The organism is Pseudomonas sp. YH-1 (assembly GCF_051990045.1).
Classification (GTDB): domain Bacteria; phylum Pseudomonadota; class Gammaproteobacteria; order Pseudomonadales; family Pseudomonadaceae; genus Pseudomonas; species Pseudomonas nicosulfuronedens.
Window position 1 is genome coordinate 6,324,193 of sequence record NZ_CP178184.1, and the last position, 20,391, is coordinate 6,344,583.

At 63.4% G+C, this 20,391-nt stretch carries 17 protein-coding genes; 6 read left to right on the forward strand and 11 right to left on the reverse strand.

Annotation, left to right across the window (positions count from 1 at the left end; genetic code table 11):
* On the forward strand, window positions 1-300 hold the full coding sequence (locus ACKI1H_RS29355) for a hypothetical protein (protein WP_440467153.1): 300 nt from the start codon (window positions 1-3) through the stop codon (window positions 298-300).
* Here the strand turns inward: ACKI1H_RS29355 and ACKI1H_RS29360 are convergent.
* The 8 genes from ACKI1H_RS29360 to ACKI1H_RS29395 form a co-directional block, all read right to left on the reverse strand.
* Complete coding sequence (locus ACKI1H_RS29360) at window positions 297-1,253, reverse strand: tyrosine-type recombinase/integrase (protein ID WP_440467154.1); 957 nt, start codon at window positions 1,251-1,253, stop codon at window positions 297-299. The genes ACKI1H_RS29355 and ACKI1H_RS29360 overlap by 4 nt on opposite strands.
* Before the next feature lie 334 nt (window positions 1,254-1,587).
* Window positions 1,588-2,088 (reverse strand): GspH/FimT family pseudopilin, encoded by a 501-nt coding sequence (locus ACKI1H_RS29365; RefSeq protein WP_138524961.1) that lies wholly within the window; start codon window positions 2,086-2,088, stop codon window positions 1,588-1,590.
* 12 nt (window positions 2,089-2,100) lie between these two features.
* Window positions 2,101-5,154 (reverse strand): pilus assembly protein, encoded by a 3,054-nt coding sequence (locus tag ACKI1H_RS29370; RefSeq protein WP_440467155.1) that lies wholly within the window; start codon window positions 5,152-5,154, stop codon window positions 2,101-2,103.
* Between the two features lie 2 nt (window positions 5,155-5,156).
* Window positions 5,157-5,645, reverse strand: a complete 489-nt coding sequence (locus ACKI1H_RS29375; RefSeq protein ID WP_440467156.1) for a hypothetical protein — start codon at window positions 5,643-5,645, stop codon at window positions 5,157-5,159.
* The gene (locus tag ACKI1H_RS29380; protein ID WP_440467157.1) at window positions 5,642-6,772 is read right to left on the reverse strand and encodes a PilW family protein; all 1,131 of its coding nucleotides are present in this window, start codon (window positions 6,770-6,772) and stop codon (window positions 5,642-5,644) included. The genes ACKI1H_RS29375 and ACKI1H_RS29380 overlap by 4 nt, the downstream gene beginning before the upstream one ends.
* Entirely contained in the window at window positions 6,769-7,320 is a 552-nt protein-coding gene (gene pilV / locus ACKI1H_RS29385) for a type IV pilus modification protein PilV (protein WP_171049515.1), read from the reverse strand. The genes ACKI1H_RS29380 and pilV overlap by 4 nt, the downstream gene beginning before the upstream one ends.
* 5 nt (window positions 7,321-7,325) lie before the next feature.
* Window positions 7,326-7,715 (reverse strand): type IV pilin protein, encoded by a 390-nt coding sequence (locus ACKI1H_RS29390; RefSeq protein WP_440467158.1) that lies wholly within the window; start codon window positions 7,713-7,715, stop codon window positions 7,326-7,328.
* Between the two features lie 554 nt (window positions 7,716-8,269).
* Complete coding sequence (locus ACKI1H_RS29395) at window positions 8,270-9,817, reverse strand: EAL domain-containing protein (protein ID WP_440467159.1); 1,548 nt, start codon at window positions 9,815-9,817, stop codon at window positions 8,270-8,272.
* Between the two features lie 161 nt (window positions 9,818-9,978).
* On the opposite strand from ACKI1H_RS29395, the gene ACKI1H_RS29400 reads away from it, so the two are divergent.
* Window positions 9,979-10,494 carry an RDD family protein gene (locus ACKI1H_RS29400; RefSeq protein WP_138526372.1) on the forward strand — a complete coding sequence of 172 codons (516 nt, stop codon included), beginning with the start codon at window positions 9,979-9,981 and terminating at the stop codon, window positions 10,492-10,494.
* 69 nt (window positions 10,495-10,563) lie between these two features.
* Here the strand turns inward: ACKI1H_RS29400 and lptG are convergent, their stop codons facing one another.
* Window positions 10,564-11,631: an LPS export ABC transporter permease LptG gene (gene lptG, locus ACKI1H_RS29405; protein ID WP_138526373.1), complete on the reverse strand. Its 1,068-nt coding sequence runs from the start codon at window positions 11,629-11,631 to the stop codon at window positions 10,564-10,566.
* Window positions 11,624-12,748, reverse strand: a complete 1,125-nt coding sequence (lptF, locus tag ACKI1H_RS29410; protein ID WP_138526374.1) for an LPS export ABC transporter permease LptF — start codon at window positions 12,746-12,748, stop codon at window positions 11,624-11,626. The genes lptG and lptF overlap by 8 nt, the downstream gene beginning before the upstream one ends.
* A gap of 190 nt (window positions 12,749-12,938) precedes the next feature.
* Here lptF and ACKI1H_RS29415 point away from each other — a divergent pair, with 190 nt between their 5' ends.
* The 4 genes from ACKI1H_RS29415 (at window position 12,939) to ACKI1H_RS29430 (ending at window position 18,335) form a co-directional block, all read left to right on the forward strand.
* Window positions 12,939-14,429: a leucyl aminopeptidase gene (locus tag ACKI1H_RS29415; protein WP_440467160.1), complete on the forward strand. Its 1,491-nt coding sequence runs from the start codon at window positions 12,939-12,941 to the stop codon at window positions 14,427-14,429.
* A gap of 34 nt (window positions 14,430-14,463) precedes the next feature.
* On the forward strand, window positions 14,464-14,892 hold the full coding sequence (locus ACKI1H_RS29420) for a DNA polymerase III subunit chi (RefSeq protein ID WP_024762886.1): 429 nt from the start codon (window positions 14,464-14,466) through the stop codon (window positions 14,890-14,892).
* Between the two features lie 21 nt (window positions 14,893-14,913).
* On the forward strand, window positions 14,914-15,285 hold the full coding sequence (locus ACKI1H_RS29425) for a DNA polymerase III subunit chi (RefSeq protein WP_440467161.1): 372 nt from the start codon (window positions 14,914-14,916) through the stop codon (window positions 15,283-15,285).
* Window positions 15,286-15,485: 200 nt separating this feature from the next.
* Window positions 15,486-18,335: a valine--tRNA ligase gene (locus tag ACKI1H_RS29430; RefSeq protein ID WP_138526377.1), complete on the forward strand. Its 2,850-nt coding sequence runs from the start codon at window positions 15,486-15,488 to the stop codon at window positions 18,333-18,335.
* Between the two features lie 62 nt (window positions 18,336-18,397).
* Here ACKI1H_RS29430 and ACKI1H_RS29435 read toward each other — a convergent pair whose 3' ends face one another.
* Complete coding sequence (locus ACKI1H_RS29435; protein ID WP_440467162.1) at window positions 18,398-20,302, reverse strand: M14 family metallopeptidase; 1,905 nt, start codon at window positions 20,300-20,302, stop codon at window positions 18,398-18,400.
* Window positions 20,303-20,391 lie beyond the last annotated feature (89 nt).

Consider the following 20,391-nt stretch of genomic DNA (forward strand, 5'->3'; position numbering starts at 1 on the left):
ATGGAGCAGAGCGTTCAGCCGGCGGACCAGGACTTGGCCGCCGCCATTCGCGACCTTGTGGCGCAGCTCAGCGGGCCGAAGATCGCACCCGAGGATGAGCTGTGGACCAGCAAGGAGATTGGAGAGTACCTGAAGCTATCGCATGTGACGGTCGAGCAGCGTGTGGCGATCCGGCCAGATTTCCCGGAGCCGTTGCAGCCCTGCGGCACCGTGAAGGCGATGAAACGCTGGTTCGCTGCCGACGTGAAGAAGTGGGCAAGGCAGAACAGCAGCAAGCTACCCAAAGGCCGCCGGGGTTAATCCAGGCGGCTCGCCACTTCGGTGGCAGTCGCGTTGTAATAGATCATCAGCGAGCGCGGGTCACGGTGGCCTGTCATCCGCGCCAAGTCCAGGACGTCGAGCTTCCTGGCAAGCCTGGTGGTTGCCTCGTGGCGAGTGTCATGAAACGTCAGTCCATCGATCTTCACGCGATCGCGAATACGACGGAACATGACGTCAGCCGACTTGGACGACAGGGTGAACAGCTCCTGGCGATCACCGGCGGCATCGATCATCACCTTCAGAAGATCAACAGCGCGCGAGCTGAGCGGCACCTTGCGCGCGTCGCCGTTCTTGGTGTGGGTCAGCTCCACATATCGGGCGCGTAAATTCACCCGACCTGGGGCTAGGCCGAGAATCTCGCCTTGCCGCATGGCAGTCTCAAGCGCGATCAGGAAGGCATAGGCCAGCTCCTGCAGCTTGCTGGCCGGCGCCGCGCCTTCGACATACCCGAGGCCGTCGAGGATCTTCTTTTCCTCGGCCGTCGAGATCCGCCTATCCCTAGGCGGCCTGTTCTTCGGCCGCTTCACCTCGCGCACGGGGTTTGACTTGATCCAACGCCACTCACGCCGCGCCTGTTCGAACACGCTGGACAGCAGCGTCATCTCACGGCGGACGGTAGAGGTGGCCACCGACTTCAGGCGCAAGTCACGCCAGGCGGCGATCTGCTCGGCCCCCACATCCACCATGCGCTCGCCAACGAACTCCAGTTCGTTGATCAGCTTGTCCAGCCGGATCTCCTCCCAGCGCTGGCCAACCTTGCTGGGCGATACCTCGAGCTTGTATTTCTCCAGCGCCTCCTTCAGAGTCGAGTTCGATGCCCCTTTGGGGCTCCCCACTCCAGCCAGAATCTCAGCCTCTCGCTGAGTCGCCCAGGCCACCGCCTCGGCCTTCGTAGAGAAGGTGCCAGAGTCCCGAACTCCCTTCTTGGCCACCTCTACGCGCCACCCTCCGCTTCGCTTCCTGTACGTTGCCACCGTGAACCTGCCTTGGCGTAAATTTGGCGTAAACGGTAGCACGAAATTACGCCAAGCCTATGGAAGCTGACGAATTACCTTTGGCGTAAACCCTTATAAATCGTGGCCTTGAGTAAACCCTATAGAGGTTTACGAAGCCTGTAGTGGGATATGAGAGTCCCTCCCGGGGCACCACCACATCGTTTCAGGACTTCCCAGGAAGTCCCGAAACCCACGAAGAACCGGCCCTCTGGCCGGTTTTTGTTGCCTGCGATTTGCCCTTCAGGGTGTAGACAGGGATACCTTCATCCCCTCAGGAACAGCTACCTGTGGCGGTCTTGCTGACGTAGGCGCGCCCGGTGGCACTGACATTCACCACCCGTTCCTGGGCGCCAGCCGTGGGCGCGGAGCGGCAGACGGTGACGCTTGCCTGGGTATTGCCCACACCGCTGGGCTGGAAGTCGATCTTGGCGACACTGGAAGTGACCTTGAACCCCGTCGGGGCGGCGGGATGTTTCTGGATCACGGTGGAGCCGGAAATGACGATCCAGCCCTGCTCCCAGCCGCCCGAACCGCAACTGGCTCCATCGCTGGAGACGCACAGGCTGGTCACCGCATTGCGTTTGATCGCTTCGCTGCGCCCCATCGCCACACCCGCCACCAGATCGTTGGCGCTGGCCTTGAGCTTGCTGGCCAGGGTGGCTTCGCTCAGCGACGGCACGGCGATGCCCACCAGGATTGCCAGCACCGCCAGGCTGACCATCAGCTCCAGCAGGGTGAAACCGCTGGTTGCACGCCGGGAAACTGCGTTCATGGCGCGGTCCTCCTATCGTTCGATGTCCCAGAACACCCAGGATTTCGGCCGGGTCCCGGAAGACGGCGGCACCGCTTCGCAGCCCTGCAGCGACGAATCGGTGGCGCAAGTGCCGCCGCCGATGATGAAGGGTTTCTGCGTGCCGTCATCGAGCACCACGACCCCGGCCACCGGCGAGGGCGGCAATCCGCCGCCGGCAATCACCTGGAAGCGATCGCCGGGCGCAGAGGCATTCAGGTAGTTGATGTTGTAGTTGCGCGCGGTGCCGAGACCGACACAGCTGGTCGTGCTGGCGACCTGCGGTGTGTGGGTGCTGAAGATGATGGTGTCGAACAGCAGCAGGGCTGACGTCACCACCTGTTCGGTCGATGCCAGGCCCAGGTACCAGCCCTTCGGGTGGGCGGCAAGGTCTGCATCGCTCGGGTTGGCCGTGCTGGTGATGGCGAGCAGCGACGCATTGCAGATCACGTTGGCGCCGCAGGTGGCGTTCTCGGAAGTCAGCCAGGTCGAGTCGGTCGGGTTGTCACGCAGGGTGTAGAAGCGATTCGCCACGCTCGCGGCCGAGGTATAGCTGAGCAACGGTTTCTCGCGATCTCCGGAGCCGAGCAGGATGACGTACTGCCCGTTGCTGACCGCAACCTCGGGACCATAGAGGAACTTGCGGTTCGCCGTGCAACTGGAGGCCGAGTTGCAGCCCAGCGCGGCGATCTTGGTGATGGTCCAGTTCGCCGGCACAGTCGTTCCGATGGGCGAAACGGCGTCTGCCCCGGAAATCCGGTAGACGTTGCCCCCCAGGTCGGCGGCATAGCCGTAGACAGCCTGGCCGCTGCTGTTGGCCACCATGGTCACGTCGCCAACGACGCCGCGGTCTGTGGTGAAGGTCCTCAGCGCGGCCCCCGTGTCGGCGTCGATCATATAGATCCGATTACCTTTGGACGATGAGGTACAGGTGTTCGGGTCACCGTCCTCGCAGGCGTCATACCCACCCCCCATCGCGAGTATGGTCGAGACGCCACTGCCATAGCCGGCTGCCTTGAAGGTCGTCGGCGTGGCCCAGGTCTGCCCGATGTCGCTGTAGCCAGTGGAGCAGCCGGTATCGTTGGCCAGGTTAGGGCAGCCGATCTTCCATTTCAGGCTGGGACTGGCCAGCGTGGTGACATCGAAGGCGTACAAGGCGCGGCCGCCACGGCGCATGGCCGCGTAGATCCAGGTGCTGGTGCCCTGCAGGACCGTGGTGACCGAGCCATCCATTCCGTAGGCTTTGGGCTGCGGAGTCGGCGTACCCGTGGTATGGCCGGGGAAGGCGATGGTCACGCTGTTGTCGCGCAGCCGCTTGATGTTGGGGTAGAACTCAGGCGGCATGAACGACCATATCTCGTTGCCAGCCGGCACCGAGCCAATGGCTGCGGTACGGTTGCCGTTCACCGCCCGCAACAGGCCATCGTTGCCCCCGTAGTAGACGACTACCTGCGGTGAGGCCGCTGTCCCGTAGTTGATCGCCGCCGGGCGCGAGTGCACCACGTCACCATGCACCGAAGCGCGCACTTCCGTCAGGTTGGCGTTGGTGTTTTCGTCCTGGTTGTCGTCACCCCGCGCCCAGTTGATCAGCGTGTCGCGCTCGGTGGTGTTTGCCGTCCCCAGCAGCCCGATAGCGGTGCCGTTGGCAGTGTTGAAGTTGGTCAGGGTGGTGCAACCGCTGGCGGCGCAGGTCTTCACAGTCCGCGTGCCACCCTGGCGCAGGCGATAGGCCTGGGCGCCCTTCTCGACGATGTTGCCATCCGGGTAGTTGGATGCATCGGCGCCGGTGACCGTGAGGCACCCGCCTTGCGGCTTGAACGCCCAGTAGTTGTCGGTCGTGCTGGGCGTCCAGAAGCTGCGCGCGCATTCGGTGATGAAGCCGGTACTGCTGTTGATGGCGCTCCTGTCGTCGGCATCCACCGTTTTCAGCGCCCCGCCCACCATGCCCAGCTTGTACTGCTTGAGGTTGCCGGGCCAGCGTGGGAAGGAGTCGGTATCCGGCCGGAACATCCCGACGAACACCTGATTCAGGTAGGTGCTCTGCGTGTTGACGCTGACCGGCAAGGTCACCGAGGCGAACACGCTGTTGGTGGCCTGGATCTCGGAGAAGATGGCGTTCAGCGCGTCGGCGATCTGGGTGCCACTGGCGGTCACGTCGAAGTACTTGCCGCTGCTGACGTTGGCCATGCTCTTGAGCAAAGCGGTCCAGCCCGGTCCCTGGCCCGTGGTGACCTTGTTGATATCCACGGTATAGGTGGTGATGGCGAGACTGCTCTTCTTCATGAAGCGCGCCCACTCGTCGGCCACGTTGTCCTGCGAGCCACTGGGGGAAATCGGGATCGCCGTGGTATTGCCTCCCGCGGCGGTCAGCGCACCGGTGGCCTGGTTGACGTCGCTGGTGTTGTCCTGCGCTGCACCGTTACTGATGTAGATGATGAAATTCTTCGCGCAGCCGGCGACGATGGGGGTGACGTAGGGCGTGCCATCCTTCGACGGCAGCGCGTTTCCCGCGAGGGCGTAGACGGCGTTGGAGGATGCTGTGCCCGAAGCGTTGCCCGCGTAGTCGGTCTTCACTTTCTTGTTGCCCGAATAGGGCGCACTGGCCGAGTAGTAAAGCCAGGCCTCCTCCATCGCCTTGCTGATCTTGCCGCCATTGGACTTGTCGCCTCCCACGTCGAGACTGTTCACCAGCGCCTGGTACTTGGTCTTGTTCGTCGCATCGAACAGGCGGATGGCAGCCCGGACATAAGCCCCGTCGTTGCCCTTATCGCCGCCACCCGTCTCGGTGAACATCATCAGGCCGACACGGAACTTGTTCGCGGTCAGGCCGTTGATCACCGACACCAGCGCCGACTTTTCATTGTCGAACGCTGTGTTCCAGTTGGCTGTGTTGTCGAGAATGATCAGTACGTTCGGCGCATCCGTCGAATTCGGCGGCGTGCCAACGAACAGGTCGATGTCTTCGGCCAAGGCCGCGAACGAACCGAGGCACAGCACGCAGGAAGCCAGCGCACGCCGGAGGATCATGAAACTGCCCTGAGTCTTCATCGTCATGCTCCGCACACGGTCTGCTTCTGCGTATCGGTGAGTTGCACGCGCACGCCCGACCGTACCTTCACAGCCGTCCCGGTCACGGCATCGGTCACGGTCGCGTTGAGCTCCCAGACGGTGTTCCAGTCCTGGCTGCACATGCTCTGGGTCTGCTTGCCGCAGAGCGAAGACCCGGCGCCCTGCTTGGCGCTCAGGCAAATCGGCGCCGCCATCGACACCTGATAGTCGGTGGTGCCGTCATTGTTGATGTCGACGTTGAGCTGCTCCGCCGTCGGTGAGGTGGTGAACGCCGACCCCAACACCCGCTCGATACCGATATTGGCGGAGGCGATCGCCTCGTTGCGGAACTGCATGTTGCCCACAGCCTTCAAATTGGTGCCGCTGAGGGTGTAGGAGCTGCCCACCATCAGCATCAGCATCAGCAACATCACCAGGGTGACCACCAGGGTTGCGCCCTGCTGGCTTCTCATACTGCGGTGCGTTTTCATGGCGTCTGCCTCCGCCGGGATACGTTCACCAGCGTGGCGCTGGAGGTGAACAGGTGCCGTTTGTAGCCATCGGTGTAGGGGCCGAGAGTGGCCGAGCCGAGGGCATAGGTCTTGTCGGAGCTGTAACCCGGCGTTGGTGTGCGGCTGCGCGCCACGACGTAGAGACGCGCCTCCACGACGTTGACCAGCTGGGCTGCGGTGCAGGAAGCCGGGCCGCAGTGAACGAAGCTGCCGTCCGGAGAGCCGTCGCCTCGGTTGGTGGGCGAGGTCTTGGTGCTGTTGTCCGCCCAGGACACACCCTGCGCATAGTTCACCGCTGCGCCGGAATCGCTGATGTTGTCGAGCCCCAGTTCGACCCGGAAAGATTCGACACCCTCGATCAGCGGCACGGCTGCCTGCAGACCATTGCTCGGCGTCGCGCCACCGGATGAGTCGAACTGAGCGCGCATCAAGGTGGGAATCCCGTCCCCAGCGCTCACGGCATAGGTGCGCACGTAATAGACGTTGCTGATGAATTTGCGGCGCTCGCCCAGGGTCGTGCAGTCGCGTTTGCGCAAGGTGAAGCCGGATGTCGCGAGTACAAAGGGATTAGGGGTTGTGGGGCCCGCATCGGTGTCGCAGAAGGACGCCTGGAAATACACCTTGCCAGCGGTCAGCGCTTCGCAGGTACCGACGCCGGGCACACAGTTCTCTGCGTGGCGAATCACCACCACATCGGAATTCGCCGCCAGGTCCGAAACGATCCCCGAGCAGCCCGCGGGTACCGCCGAATAGGTCTGCACGACGATGCCCACAGCATTGAGCTTGTCCGCCTCAGTCCAGGTGGAGAAGTCCGAACAGACCGGCGCCAGGGCAGTCGGCACGTCCCCGGGAATGCCAGTCACCGTGAGGTCGTCGAACTGCGGGACGTAGCCATTCCAGAAACCGGCATGGGCGAAGTCCTCCTGCATCAACCCGACCGCGAACCGGCCGTTCTCGATCAGGGCATTGGTCTTGGCCATGTCGTCATTGGTACGGCTCAGGTTCAGGTAGAGCGACAGGACCCCCGCCATGATGATCAAGCCGATGGTGACGGCGACCATCAGCTCCACCAGCGTGAACCCCTGCTGGTTGCTGGCGCGACTCATAGGGTGGCCACCCGCACGACCGTGGTCACCACGCGGCGGCACAGATCGTTGCTGCAGCCGGAGCTGCCGTCGTAGCTTCCCGTGCCGCACGCCACGCTGGAGGGCGGCGCCGAAACCGGGCTCATCCCTTGCCAGGCGACGGTGATCATGTACTGATTGCTGCCCAGCGACTGGATGCAGCCGCGCCCGCCCAGCATGGCGCCAGCCTTGACGTTGCCACCGCCGACCTCCGCTGCGCCCTGCAGGCTGTTGCACCAGTCAGCGATATCCGCCTGCTGACGGGTGCCGGTGGTGGTCGAGCAGGTCATACCCGAGCCAACCGGCGAAGAAGCGCCGGTGACATAACCGGATGCGTTGTTGGGATTGGCCGTCATCCGACTGGAAATGTCGTTGAGCAGCAGCAGCGCCTGCGCGCGCTGGTAGGACTCCATGTCTGACAGCTGCATGCGCATCTGCAACTTGGCCAGGCCCAGCAGTCCGAGGGAAATGATCAGAATGCTGATCAACAACTCGATCAGGGTCACACCGCTCTGGCGAGAGGTCATCATGGCGATCACCACTTGGCCGACGGCGTCCTGCTGCCGTCGCTGCTGAGGGTCAGGTTGCCGTCGCTGGCCTGTGCGCCGCTCGGGGTGAAGGTGATGGTGAAGGTCGGCGGAGTGCCACTGACCACCGTGACGTCGTAGCCGTAGTTGCTCGATACCTCGCTGGGCAAGGCGTAGCCACCGCTCTCCAGCTGGCTTTTGCTGGCGTAGGCACGGTTGGCGAGCAGGTACTGCTGCTGGCGATTGGCGATGTCCATCATCTGCGCCTGGGCGGCGGACCGCTTGCCGCGGATGACGTACTGCTGATAGCTGGGATAAGCAATAGCCGCGAGGATCGCAATTATCGCCGCCACCACCATCAACTCGATCAGGGTAAAACCGCGGGAACTGACAGGCATTGTCGAGACACTCTTTTCCGGGGTCTTTAAAAAGACTCTATTAGTTAAATGGCGAATCGCCACCCCACCCACTCGATAATTCAATACCGGTCGTCGACAACGACTCGCCATATACAAAAATAGTTAGCGATAAAGTTGCCAGATTTTTCGCGCCAATTTGTTATCAACCCAGACAACACGCCACTACAGACGCCACGAGCCGGCACTGAAGAGCCACAGGACACGATTCTTAAGCATAAAAAGCAACAAACAGGAGCAACTTCAATAACAACTTATCGAGCCACAGAATAAAACATTAAATTGGCGTAAATAATTTGTGAAGAACATGTCAAACAGAAAATAGAGCATCTCCACAAAGCCCATGGAAAGACTCTGACCAGCACTCAACCCATTCAAAAAACAGAATTGAAAACAAGAACAACTTACACTTTCAAAAGTTTGTTTACGTAGCTATTCATGAGCCGACTATCGAGTCAACTTATCTGGAAACTGAAAGGCTCTGCGACAGCCAGACGCCCGGAAGACGTCGCGCCGATCACCACCTCGAATGATCCTCAGCCCCCGCTTTGCCGCCCCTGCAAGGCCGCAACGAACGCCGCCAGCGGCATTGGCCGGTCGAACAGATACCCCTGCAGCACCTCGACACCACGCAGGGCGAGATAGGCCCGCTGCTCTTCGGTTTCCACGCCCTCGGCGATGATCATCAGATCCAGCTTGCCGCAAAGCTCGACGATGCTGTCAAGGACGTGGGAGGACAGTGCGTCCACGCCGATCATCGCCACGAAGCTCTTGTCGATCTTCAGTGCATCCACCTTGAAGCGATGCAGGTAGGCCAGGCTCGAGTTGCCGGTGCCGAAGTCATCGATGGCCAGCTTGACGCCCAGCCCATGGAGGTTGTCGAAAAGCTCGTCGGTCACCTCACTGGAGACGATCAGCTCACGCTCGGTCAGTTCCAGGGTGAGCTCGGGACAATGGGGCAGGAAGCGCGCCTGGAAGTCCCGGCAATCGTCGAACAGTCCCGACTCCGTACAGTGCCGCGCACTGATGTTGAAGCTCAGGTGGAAGCCCTGGCCCAGCAGTTGCCCATGCGGCGACAACCCGTCAGCAACCTGATGCATCAGTTCGCGGGTCATCGCCACGATCAGCCCGGACCGCTCCGCCATGGGGATGAACAGGTCGGGGCCGACCATACCTTCGCGTGGGTGCACCCAGCGCATCAGCACTTCCGCACCGACCCAGCGGCCGTCGCGGGCATCCACCAGCGGTTGCAGGTAGGGTACGAATTCGCCGGCCAGCAGGGCCCGCTCCAGCTCCAGGCTCGGCGTGGCCGAGCGCCCCCAGAGCCAGAAACAGACGAATCCGGAAATCCCGCCCAGCATGAACATCAGTATCACCAGGGGCAGCGAATCCTCGTGGATGTGCCGCCACTGCGCACCCGCAGGAAAACCGCCGATTACCGAATAGGGGAATCGCTCCGAGTGCTGGATGACCCGCCCCAACGGCAGGGGGGCTGGCGAACCGTTGTAAACGCCGCCTGCCTCGTCCATCCATTGCCCGCCAACCTGCAATTGCAGGTCGCTACGTTGGTCAACCAGCTGCAGGGTATTGCTCAGGTAACGCCCGTCCACGGTCGCAAGGGCCGCATAAGGCCCTTCGGCTCGGCGCAGGATCAGCAGGGCATAGTGCGGCGTCACCCGGTTGCCGGCCATCATTCGCAACGCACCGTCCACATAAAGGCTGGGATCGATGCGCTCATCGAACTCACCGAAAAGCGAGGTGCAATAGATGTCGTCGTCGCGGGTCAGGTTGAGCGAGCGGACGAACGGTACAACAGCGACCTGCTCCCTGAGCACCTGGGTGGCGTCGTCGCAAGCCTCATTGTCATGCAGCAACGCGACCCGCGCCGCCCCCGTGGCGTTGCTGAGCATCACGTCGAACAGGCGCACCGCCTCGTTCGAGGCGGTGCGGGCTTCCGCAGACAAGGTGCGCAAGGTCTGCCAGTAGATGATGACGCTGCCCAGCAACAGCGGCAGCAGCGCCATGGAGAGGGAGAAGACCAGGCGAGGCAGCAGCCGGCGCCGGGTGTAGTTGCGAAGCGGCATCCTTGTTCCTTGCTCGACGGCGCCGCGACCTGCGACGCATTGCCACTCCCCCACCGGCAGTGGCGTGGATTGAGCTTAGAACAGCCTCCGCCGCCGGGCGCTGCGCGGTGGAATCCGTATAATCCCCGCCCCACCCATCCTGATCGCCACAGAAGACGCTCATGCCCAAGCCGCAGCAGCTCCAGCCCGTGGGAGACTTCCCGCCCGCCACGCTTCTCCGTCGCTTTGCCGCGATGTTCTACGACTTCCTGCTCTGCGTGGCCTTGTTGATGGTCGTGACGCTGGTCTACCAGCAAGGCTTCCTGCGCCTGATCTATGGCAGCGAGAAGCTCCGGATGCTGGCCGACCAGGGTGCGCTGACCGGCGACCCGCTGTTGTCCAGCCTGCTGTTCATCAGCGTGTTCGCCTTCTTCGCGAAGTTCTGGACCCACAGCGGCCAGACCCTGGGCATGCAGGTCTGGGGCGTTCGCGTGCAGAACGCCAACGGCACGCGCATCAGCCTGATGCAGGCACTGCTGCGCTTCGTCATCGCCATCGCCTCCTGGGGCTGCGCCGGCCTGGGCTTCCTCTGGATGCTCTGGGACAAGGACAAGCGCACCTGGCAGGACCGCTACTCGGAAAGCGTGGTGATCCAGATCCCCAAGGCGGTGCGCAAGGCAACGCAGGGCCGGGGCTGAACCCGGACAATAAAAAAGCCGGCGATTGCCGGCTTTTTTGTGAGCGCGGGTTCTGCCCCGCGATCAGCCTCAGCCTGCCCTTTTCAACAGCAGCGTGCCGAGGAAGGCGCAGATCGCCGCCGGCACCAGCACCGCCAGCAACGGCGGGAAGTTGAACACCTGGCTGGACGGGCCGAGCAGGTCCTGGGCGATGCGGAAGGTAAAGCCCACCAGCACGCCGGTAAACACGCGCTGGCCCAGGGTCACGCTGCGCAGAGGACCGAAGATGAACGAAATTGCCATCAGCACCAGGGCAGCGGTCACCAGCGGCTGCAGGATCTTGGTCCAGAACGCCAGCCAGTAGCGGTTGGAACTCAGGCCCTGATCCTGCAGGTAATGGATGTAGCTCCACAGGCCAGTAATCGACAGCGCTTCCGGCTCCATCACCACGGTGTTGAGCAGTTGCGGGCTGAGCTGGATGTTCCAGGTCTCGCTCGGGTTGCTCACGACTTCACTGCGCTTTTCCGCGGCGTGCAGCACCGAGGTGGTCACGTCCTGAAGCTGCCACTGGTTGTTTTCGAAGACCGCCTGGCGGGCGAAGCTTGCGCTCAGCAGGCGACGGTTGTCGTCGAAGTTGTAGCGGGTCACGCCCAGCAGCACGCCATCCGGACGCACCACGTTGATGTGGATGAACTCGTGCCCCTGGCGGTGCCACAGGCCCGACTTCGAGCTTTGCGAGCCGTTGCCGCTCTGGGCCAGGGCGCGACCGCTCTGGGCAGCGGTTTCGGTGTAGGGAATCACGTACTCGCCCACCAGGATGCCGGCGAACATCAGCACCAGCATCGGCTTCATCACCGCCCAGACGATGCGCTGCAGCGACACGCCAGCGGCGCGCATGATGGTCAGCTCGCTGTTGCTGGCCAGGGTGCCCAGGCCCACCAGGCAGCCGATCAGTGCGGCCATGGGAAGCATGTCGTAGCCACGGCTCGGCGCGGTCAGCAGGACGAACTTGAGCGCCTCTCCAAGGGTGTAGGTCTCGTTGATCTGACCCAACTGGTCGACAAAGGCGAACAGCTCGGCCAGCCCGAGGATCACTCCGAGTACCGCGAGAATGGAAACGAAGACGGTGGTGCCGATGTAACGATCCAGCTTACGCATGCTTCAGCACTCCGCCCGACTTCGCTCGCTTGGCGGCCAGCTTCAGACGCAGCGGCTCCCAGTACAACAACAACAGGCCAATGGCCAGGAATATCCCGTGGATCCACCACAGCCCCAGGGCCATGGGGATCTTGCCCTTGTCGAGCATGCCGCGCCCGGCGATCAGCAGGGCCAGATAGGCCATGTACAGCAGCACGGCCGGCAGCAACTTGAGGAAGCGACCCTGGCGCGGGTTGACGCGCGACAGCGGCACCGCCAGCACGGTCACCACGAAGACCAGCAGCGGGATGGACAGACGCCACTGCAGCTCGGATTGCATGCGCGGGTCATCGCTGCCCAGCAGCTGGGAGGTGGGGATGGCGTCGCGGTCATCGATCTCGCTGCTCACTTCCGGCTTGGGCAGCAAGGCGGCGTAGGTGTCGTACTTGATCTCGCGGTAATCGGCCTGGCCGGGCGTGCCGTCGTAGCGATAGCCGTCCTTGAGAATCAGGTAGCGGCTGCCGTCAGCATGGATTTCCTGCACGCCGGTTGTGCCGACCAGCACCGAAGTGCCGCCGTCCTTGCCATTGCGCGGGCGGTTCTTGTCCGAAATGAACACGCCACCCAGTTCGGTGCGCTCGTTGGCCAGGGTCTCGGTATAGGTTACCCGCGTACCATCACGCATCGACTGGAAGCGCCCTGGCGCCAGGGTGTCGAACTCGGTCATCGCATCCTGCTTGTTCAGCAGCAGCTGCATCTGGGTGATGCCCTGAGGCGCCAGCCACAGGCTCAGCCAGGCCACCAGCAGGGCGATGAACAGCGCCGGCGCCAGAGTGATGGCCAGCAGGCGCTGCTGGCTCATGCCCGTGGCGGTGAGCACGGTCATCTCGCTGTCCAGATAGAGGCGGCCATAGGCCAGCAGAATGCCGAGGAACAGCCCCAGCGGCAGAATCAGCTGCAGGAAGCCCGGCAGGCGCACACCCATGATCATGAACAGCGAACCCGGATCGAGCAGGCCTTGGGCCGCTTGCGCCAGGTACTTGATGAAACGGCCGCTCATGATGATGACCAGCAGCACGGCGCTCACCGCGCTCATGGTGATCAGCACTTCACGGGACAGGTAACGGAAGACAATCAAACCGGACACTCCAGGGTTGTCACGCTCAGGCGGCTACGCTCAAACTAGCCGCCGTGAAGCATTGCCGGGTGCGCGCGGACGCGACCCAGCGCAAATAGCCGGCATTATCCTGCGATTCGCCAGGCCTGTCACTGCGCAGTCCATCTTCATTCGCAGACCCTTCTGCTCTTTGTCCCGGGGACACTCAGCCATGGAATTCCTTGTAAAAAGCGTACGTCCGGAAACTCTCAAGACCGCCACCCTGGTCATCGCCGTGGGCGAAGGCCGCAAGCTTGGCGCCACCGCCAAGGCCGTCGACGAAGCCACCGGCGGAGCCATCGCCAACCTGCTCAAGCGCGGCGACCTGGCAGGCAAGGTGGGCCAGACTCTACTGCTGCAGGATTTACCCAACCTTAAGGCCGAGCGCGTCCTGCTGGTCGGCGCCGGCAAAGAGCGCGAACTCTCCGACCGCGCCTACCGCAAACTGGTTTCCGCCGTCCTGGGTAATTTGAAGAGCTTGGGCGGCGCCGACGCCGTCCTGGCACTGGGCGACCTGGCCGTGAAGGGCCGCAATGCCCATGGCAAGGCCCGCCTGCAGGTGGAAACCCTGGCCGACGGCACCTACGTCTTCGACCGTTTCAAGAGCCAGAAGGCCGAAGCGCCAAAGCTGAAGAAAATCACCCTGCTGGCCGACAAGGCCGATGCCGCCGCCGTCGAGCAAGGCGCCAAGGAAGCCCAGGCCATCGCCAACGGCATGGCCCTGACCCGCGACCTGGGCAACCTGCCGCCAAACCTCTGCCACCCGACCTTCCTCGGCGAGCAGGCCAAGGCGCTGGGCAAGGAATACAAGGGCCTGAAAGTCGAGGTCCTCGACGAGAAGAAACTGCGCGAGCTGGGCATGGGTTCCTTCCTCGCCGTCGCCCAGGGCAGCGACCAGCCGCCGCGCCTGATCGTGCTGCAATACAACGGTGCGAAGAAGAAGGACGAGGCCCCGCACGTCCTGGTCGGCAAGGGCATCACCTTCGACACCGGCGGCATCAGCCTCAAGCCTGGCCTGGGCATGGACGAGATGAAGTTCGACATGTGCGGCGCCGCCTCCGTGTTCGGCACCTTCCGCGCCGTGCTCGAGCTGCAACTGCCGATCAACCTCGTGGGCGTCATGGCCTGTGCCGAGAACATGCCCAGCGGTGGCGCCACCCGTCCGGGCGACATCGTTACCACCATGAGCGGCCAGACCGTCGAGATCCTCAACACCGACGCCGAAGGCCGCCTGGTGCTGTGCGACGCGCTGACCTACGTCGAGCGCTTCAAGCCGCAGTCGGTGGTGGACATTGCCACCCTCACCGGTGCCTGCATCGTCGCCCTGGGCTCCAACACATCGGGCCTGATGGGCAACAACGACACACTGGTCAAGCAACTGCTCAAGGCCGGCGAAGTCGCCGACGACCGCGCCTGGCAACTGCCGCTGTTCGACGAGTACCAGGAGCAGCTCGACAGCCCCTTCGCCGACATCGCCAACATCGGTGGCCCGAAAGCCGGCACCATCACCGCCGGCTGCTTCCTGTCGCGCTTCGCGAAGAAGTTCCACTGGGCGCACCTGGATATCGCCGGCACCGCCTGGATCAGCGGCGGCAAGGACAAGGGCGCCACCGGCCGCCCGGTTCCACTGCTGACCCAATACCTGCTGGACCGCGCCAAGTAATGGCACCGTGCAATCTGCCGAAGGGATCGAACGCATGACCCGGGTCGACTTCTATGTCATCCCCAGCGCCGATCCCGACGCACGCCTGACCATCGCCTGCCGCCTCGCCGAAAAGGCCTGGCGGCAAGGCATGCGCATCTTCGTGCTATGCAGCGACGAGGCCCAGCGCGATGCGCTGGACGCCCGGCTGTGGAACTTCCGGGGGGAAACCTTCATCCCACACAATGCGGTGGAGGAAGACGCCGACTCACCGATCGTGCTCGCTCTCGGCGAGCCGCCGGAAAGCCACCGGGACCTGCTGATCAACCTGACCCTGGCCATCCCCGCCTTCGTCGACCGCTTCAACCGGGTCGCCGAACTGGTGATCGAGGAGCCGGCGATTCGTCAGGCGGCACGGGAGAATTTCCGTCGCTACCGCGAGCAGGGCTATCCTTTGCAGGACCATCGCCTGCCGCGCCCTTGAGAGCGTCTCAACCAAGACACCATGGACAACCACAAGCCTCCACACGACCCCGACCACCTGCTGGAAGACCTGAAGAAGATCCAGGACCTGCTGGACGAGTCGGGGGCCGAGCCGCCCCTGCTGACCGAATCCTTCGAGCCGGACAACATCCCGCTGCTCTCCGACGTCGTCACGCCCGCTCCACAAGCGCCGGAGCTTGCCGCTGTCCAGCCCAGCGCGCCGCAAACCTCACCCGCAGCCAACGAGCTGAACCGCCTGGACCTGGAGCTGCGCGCCGCGGCCCAGCTGATCCTGCAGGACGTCCTCGACGACTTCGCCCCGCAGATCGAGGCTGAACTGCAGCGCCGCCTGGAAGCGCGGATGCAACGCCTGCTGGCCCAGCGCAAACCCTGACCCCCGCACCCTTCCGTTTTCTGCAGGAGCGACCTCGCGAATCATCGCTACTGCGCGCTTGCAGAAGAGCGTTCGCGAGCAAGCTCGCTCCTACAGTTCCCCGTCGGGCACATGGCCATCCGCGCCGGTGGCCTGATCTCCCCGCCTCCCGCTATACTCAGCGGTTTTCCGTCTAGCCTTATCAGGGTCCCGCCGCGCTCATGGACAAGACCTACCAGCCCCACGCCATCGAATCCCACTGGTACCCCCTCTGGGAGAAAGAGAACTACTTCGCCCCGCAAGGTTCCGGCGAGCCGTACACCATCATGATCCCGCCGCCGAACGTCACCGGCAGCCTGCACATGGGGCACGGCTTCAACAACGCCATCATGGATGCGCTGATCCGCTACCGCCGCATGCAGGGCCGCAACACCCTGTGGCAGCCGGGCACCGACCACGCTGGCATCGCCACCCAGATGGTGGTAGAGCGCCAGCTGGCCGCGCAGGGCATCGCCCGCCATGACCTGGGCCGCGAGAAGTTCCTGGAGAAGGTCTGGGAATGGAAGGATCAGTCCGGCGGCACCATCACCCGCCAGATTCGCCGCCTGGGTTCCTCCGTGGACTGGTCGCGCGAGCGCTTCACCATGGACGACGGCCTGTCCAACGCCGTGAAGGAAGCCTTCGTGCGCCTGCACGAGGACGGCCTGATCTACCGCGGCAAGCGCCTGGTCAACTGGGACACCAAGTTCCACACCGCCATTTCCGACCTCGAAGTGGAGAACCACGACGAGAAGGGCCACCTGTGGCACCTGCGCTACCCGCTGGCCGACGGCAACAAGACCGCCGACGGCAAGGACCACCTGGTTGTCGCCACTACCCGCCCGGAAACCGTGCTGGGTGACAGCGCCGTTGCCGTTCACCCGGAAGACGAGCGCTACGCCGCACTGATCGGCACCTTCATCGACCTGCCGCTGGTGGGCCGGCGCATCCCGATCATCGCCGACGACTACGTCGACCGCGAATTCGGCACCGGCTGCGTGAAGATCACCCCGGCCCACGACTTCAACGACTATGAAGTCGGCAAGCGCCACGACCTGCCGCTGATCAACATCTTCGACAAGGACGCCGCCGTCCTCGCCGTCGCCCAGGTGTTCAAGCTCGACGGCAGCGTCAACCCCGACCTCGACGCCAGCCTGCCGGCCGCCTACGCCGGCCTCGACCGCTTCGTCGCACGCAAGCAGATCGTTGCCGACTTCGAAGCTGCCGGCCTGCTCGAGAAGATCGACGACCACGCGCTGAAAGTGCCCAAGGGCGACCGCTCCGGCACTGTCATCGAGCCGTGGCTGACCGACCAGTGGTACGTCTCCACCAAGCCGCTGGCGGAACCTGCCATCGCCGCCGTGGAAGATGGCCGCATCCAGTTCGTGCCCAAGCAGTACGAGAACATGTACTTCAGCTGGATGCGCGACATCCAGGACTGGTGCATCAGCCGTCAGCTGTGGTGGGGCCACCGCATCCCGGCCTGGTACGACGACGCCGGCAACGTCTACGTCGGTCGCAACGAAGCCGAAGTACGCGCCAAGCACAACCTGGGCGACGCCAACCTGCGCCAGGACGAAGACGTCCTCGACACCTGGTTCAGCTCGGGCCTGTGGACCTTCTCCACCCTCGGCTGGCCGGAACAGACCGACTACCTGAAGACCTTCCACCCCACCGACGTGCTGGTGACCGGCTTCGACATCATCTTCTTCTGGGTTGCGCGCATGATCATGCTGACCATGCACCTGATCAAGAATGGCGATGGCAGCGCGCAGATCCCGTTCAAGACCGTCTACGTCCACGGTCTGGTGCGCGATGGCCAGGGCCAGAAGATGTCCAAGTCCAAGGGCAACGTGCTTGACCCGCTGGATATCGTCGACGGCATCACCCTCGACGAACTGCTGGAGAAACGCACCAGCGGCATGATGCAGCCCAAGCTCGCCGAGAAGATTGCCAAGCAGACCAAGGCCGAGTTCCCCGAGGGCATCGCCAGCTACGGCACCGACGCCCTGCGCTTCACCTTCTGCTCGCTGGCCTCCACCGGTCGTGACATCAAGTTCGACATGGGTCGCGTCGAGGGTTACCGCAACTTCTGCAACAAGCTGTGGAACGCCGCCAACTTCGTCATCGAGAACACCGATGGCAAGGACACCGGCGTGAATGGCGAGCCGGTCGAGCTGTCCTCGGTGGACCGCTGGATCATCTCCGCCCTGCAGCGCACCGAGATCGAAGTCGCCCGCCAACTGGACGCCTTCCGCTTCGACCTGGCCACCCAGGCCCTCTACGAGTTCATCTGGGACGAGTACTGCGCCTGGTACCTGGAGCTGGTCAAGCCGGTGCTGTGGGACGAGAACGCGCCGATCGAGCGTCAGCGCGGCACCCGTCGCACCCTGGCGCGCGTGCTGGAAACGGCCCTGCGCCTGGCGCACCCGTTCATGCCGTTCATCACCGAAGAAATCTGGCAGCGCATCAAGGGCGCGGCTGCGAAGTCCGGCGACACCCTGATGCTGCAACCCTGGCCGATCGCCGACGAGGCGAAGATCGACGCCGCCGCCGAAGGCGACATCGAGTGGGTCAAGGCCCTGATGCTGGGCATCCGCCAGATCCGTGGCGAGATGAACATCTCCATGGCCAAGCGCATCGACCTGGTGCTGAACAACGCATCCCCCGAAGACCACCGCCGCCTGGCCGACAACGAGCCGCTGCTGATGAAGCTGGCCAAGCTCGAGACCATCCGCGTGCTGGACGAAGGCGAAGAGCCGCCAATGTCCGCCACCGCCCTGGTCGGCGACCTGCAGGTACTGGTGCCGATGGCCGGCCTGATCGACAAGGCAGCCGAGATGGCGCGCCTGGACAAGGAAATCCAGCGCCTGGAAGGTGAAGTCAAACGCGTGGGCGGCAAACTGTCCAACGAAGGCTTCGTCGCCAAGGCTCCGCCGGAAGTGATCGAGAAGGAACGTGCCAAGCTGGCCGAAGCCGAGCAGGCCGTGACCAACCTGATCCAGCAGCGCGAGAAGATCGCCAGCCTGTAAGGCCTGGAACAGCAAAAGCAACGGCGCCCTCGGGCGCCGTTGTCATTTCTGCGGGCCTGGCCTCAGTACACCGCCCCCACCGGATACACATAGGCATTCACGTCATAGAACGGCGTGCGCTGGTAGAACCACTGCAAGCGTGCCTGGGCGTCCTTGGCGAACGCCTTCTCATCTTTCAGCTTCTTCTCGAACTCGGCTTTGAGCTTCGGGTCCTCGGCGAGCATCTTGCGCGCCATCGGCTCCATCACGTACTCCTCCGGCTCCTCGGCCACCACCAGGGTCGAGTTGAAGAAGCCCCAGGACCAGAACGAGTCCGGGCTTTCCGCCGTCAGCAGGTTGACCGCCAGCACGCCCAGCGGCTGGTCGGTGTCGATCACCACCGAACCCGCCGGGTAGGTCTGCAGGCGCTGGAACGGCTTGCCCACGCCGCTGACCAGCAGATGCCCCTCGTAGCCGGGAATCTCGTTGCTGGCGGCGCGGTCCGGTTCGAAGCCGCCGGCCAGCTTGATGTCGTCCATGCGCTGCAGGGTCACCTCGATGGGCGTGGCCTTGTCCAGGGTCTTCATCTGGATGCCATGGGACTTCAGGCGCGCGATCACCTCGCTCCACTGCACTGGCACCACGTACTGTTTCGGTCGCTTCACCACGAGGTCCGGCACCGAGTTGTCGCTGATTGGCACATCCAGCTGTTTGGGCTTGTTGCTCCAGACGATGGTCTTCTTCCCGGTGATCGGCGACTCCTCGTAGCGATAATCCCCCACGGTGAACGGCGTGTGCTGCTCCTTGCCGGGCTTCCAGGTGAGGATCACCTCCTTCTGCGCGGCCAGGCGTTCACGGTCCTTGGCGATGGCCTGCCTGAGTGACTCGGCGTTGTCGCCGATCACCTGGAACATTGCCTTGAGCATCACGTAGTTGCCCAGCACCTGGGTTTCGTAGGGATGTAGCGCGTGCTGCTCGATGAGGATCGAGGGCACGTTGCGAATGTCCCCGTACTGATTCGAGAAGCGCGCCAGGTCCGTGCGGTAGGGGTAATAGCCCTTGGTCGGGTCCTGGTTGTCGTTGAAGCTGATGCACTCGTGGACCACATGCCCGTCGCCCTCCAGCTCCTTGTACACCGGCGGCCGCATGACCTTGTCCATCCACTCGCTGGAGGCCGGCGACCAGCCATTGCCGTTGTGGCAGTAGGAGCTGTCGTAGGGGTACATGGCGCCATCGGTGGAGTGGGTATCGACGAAGAAGCTCAGGTCGTACTGGTTGAACACCGAGGCGACGTTGCGGATTTCCGCGCTGTCGAGCTTGGTGAAGTCGCGGTTGAGGTTGTAGTTCAGGCCGTTGACCCGCCAGCCGGTGACCTCCGGGCCGTTCTGGTTGATCCGCCCATAGGGACTGCGACGCAGGTCGCCGTCGATGTTCACGGTCGGGATGAAGACGATGTTGATCTTGTCCAGCAACCCCGCCAGAGGCTTGTCGCCCGTAGTCATGTCACGCAGCAGCATGAACATCGCGTCCTTGCCGTTGGCTTCGCCGGGGTGGATTTCCGCCTCGACGAAGATCGTCGGCTTACCTGACTTGTTCAGCCCGGCCGCCGATTTGTCCGCCTCGCGGCTGGCGGTCACCAGCAGCATCGGCTCGCCGGTGGCGCTGTTTTCCGGAAGGTCGCTCAGGGTAATGACACCACCAGAGGCATCGGCCAGCTTCTGCAGCCAGGCGCGGGTCTGGTGGTAATCGGAGGTCTGCTTGAAGCCGCTGGACTCGGCCAGGGTGATCAGCGGGTTGTCGGCCTTGGCGAGGTACTTCGTGCTGGCGAGCTTCTGCTCGAACATCGCCGGGAGGATTCGGGTCTTGGCGGCGGTGCTGTAGCCGCTGTCATCGACATACCCCGGCGCCGAAGGCAGGGCGGCGTACAGGGGCAGGCTGGTAGTGGCAAAGAGGCCGGCGAGCAGCGCTCGGGACGAGAGGGGGTACATGGGAGGGTCTCCTTCAGCAACAGAACGTCCTGCGGGCACGGGGCGCCCGTGCATCAACCATAGTCAACCCTGGGAAAACGCCAGCGCGG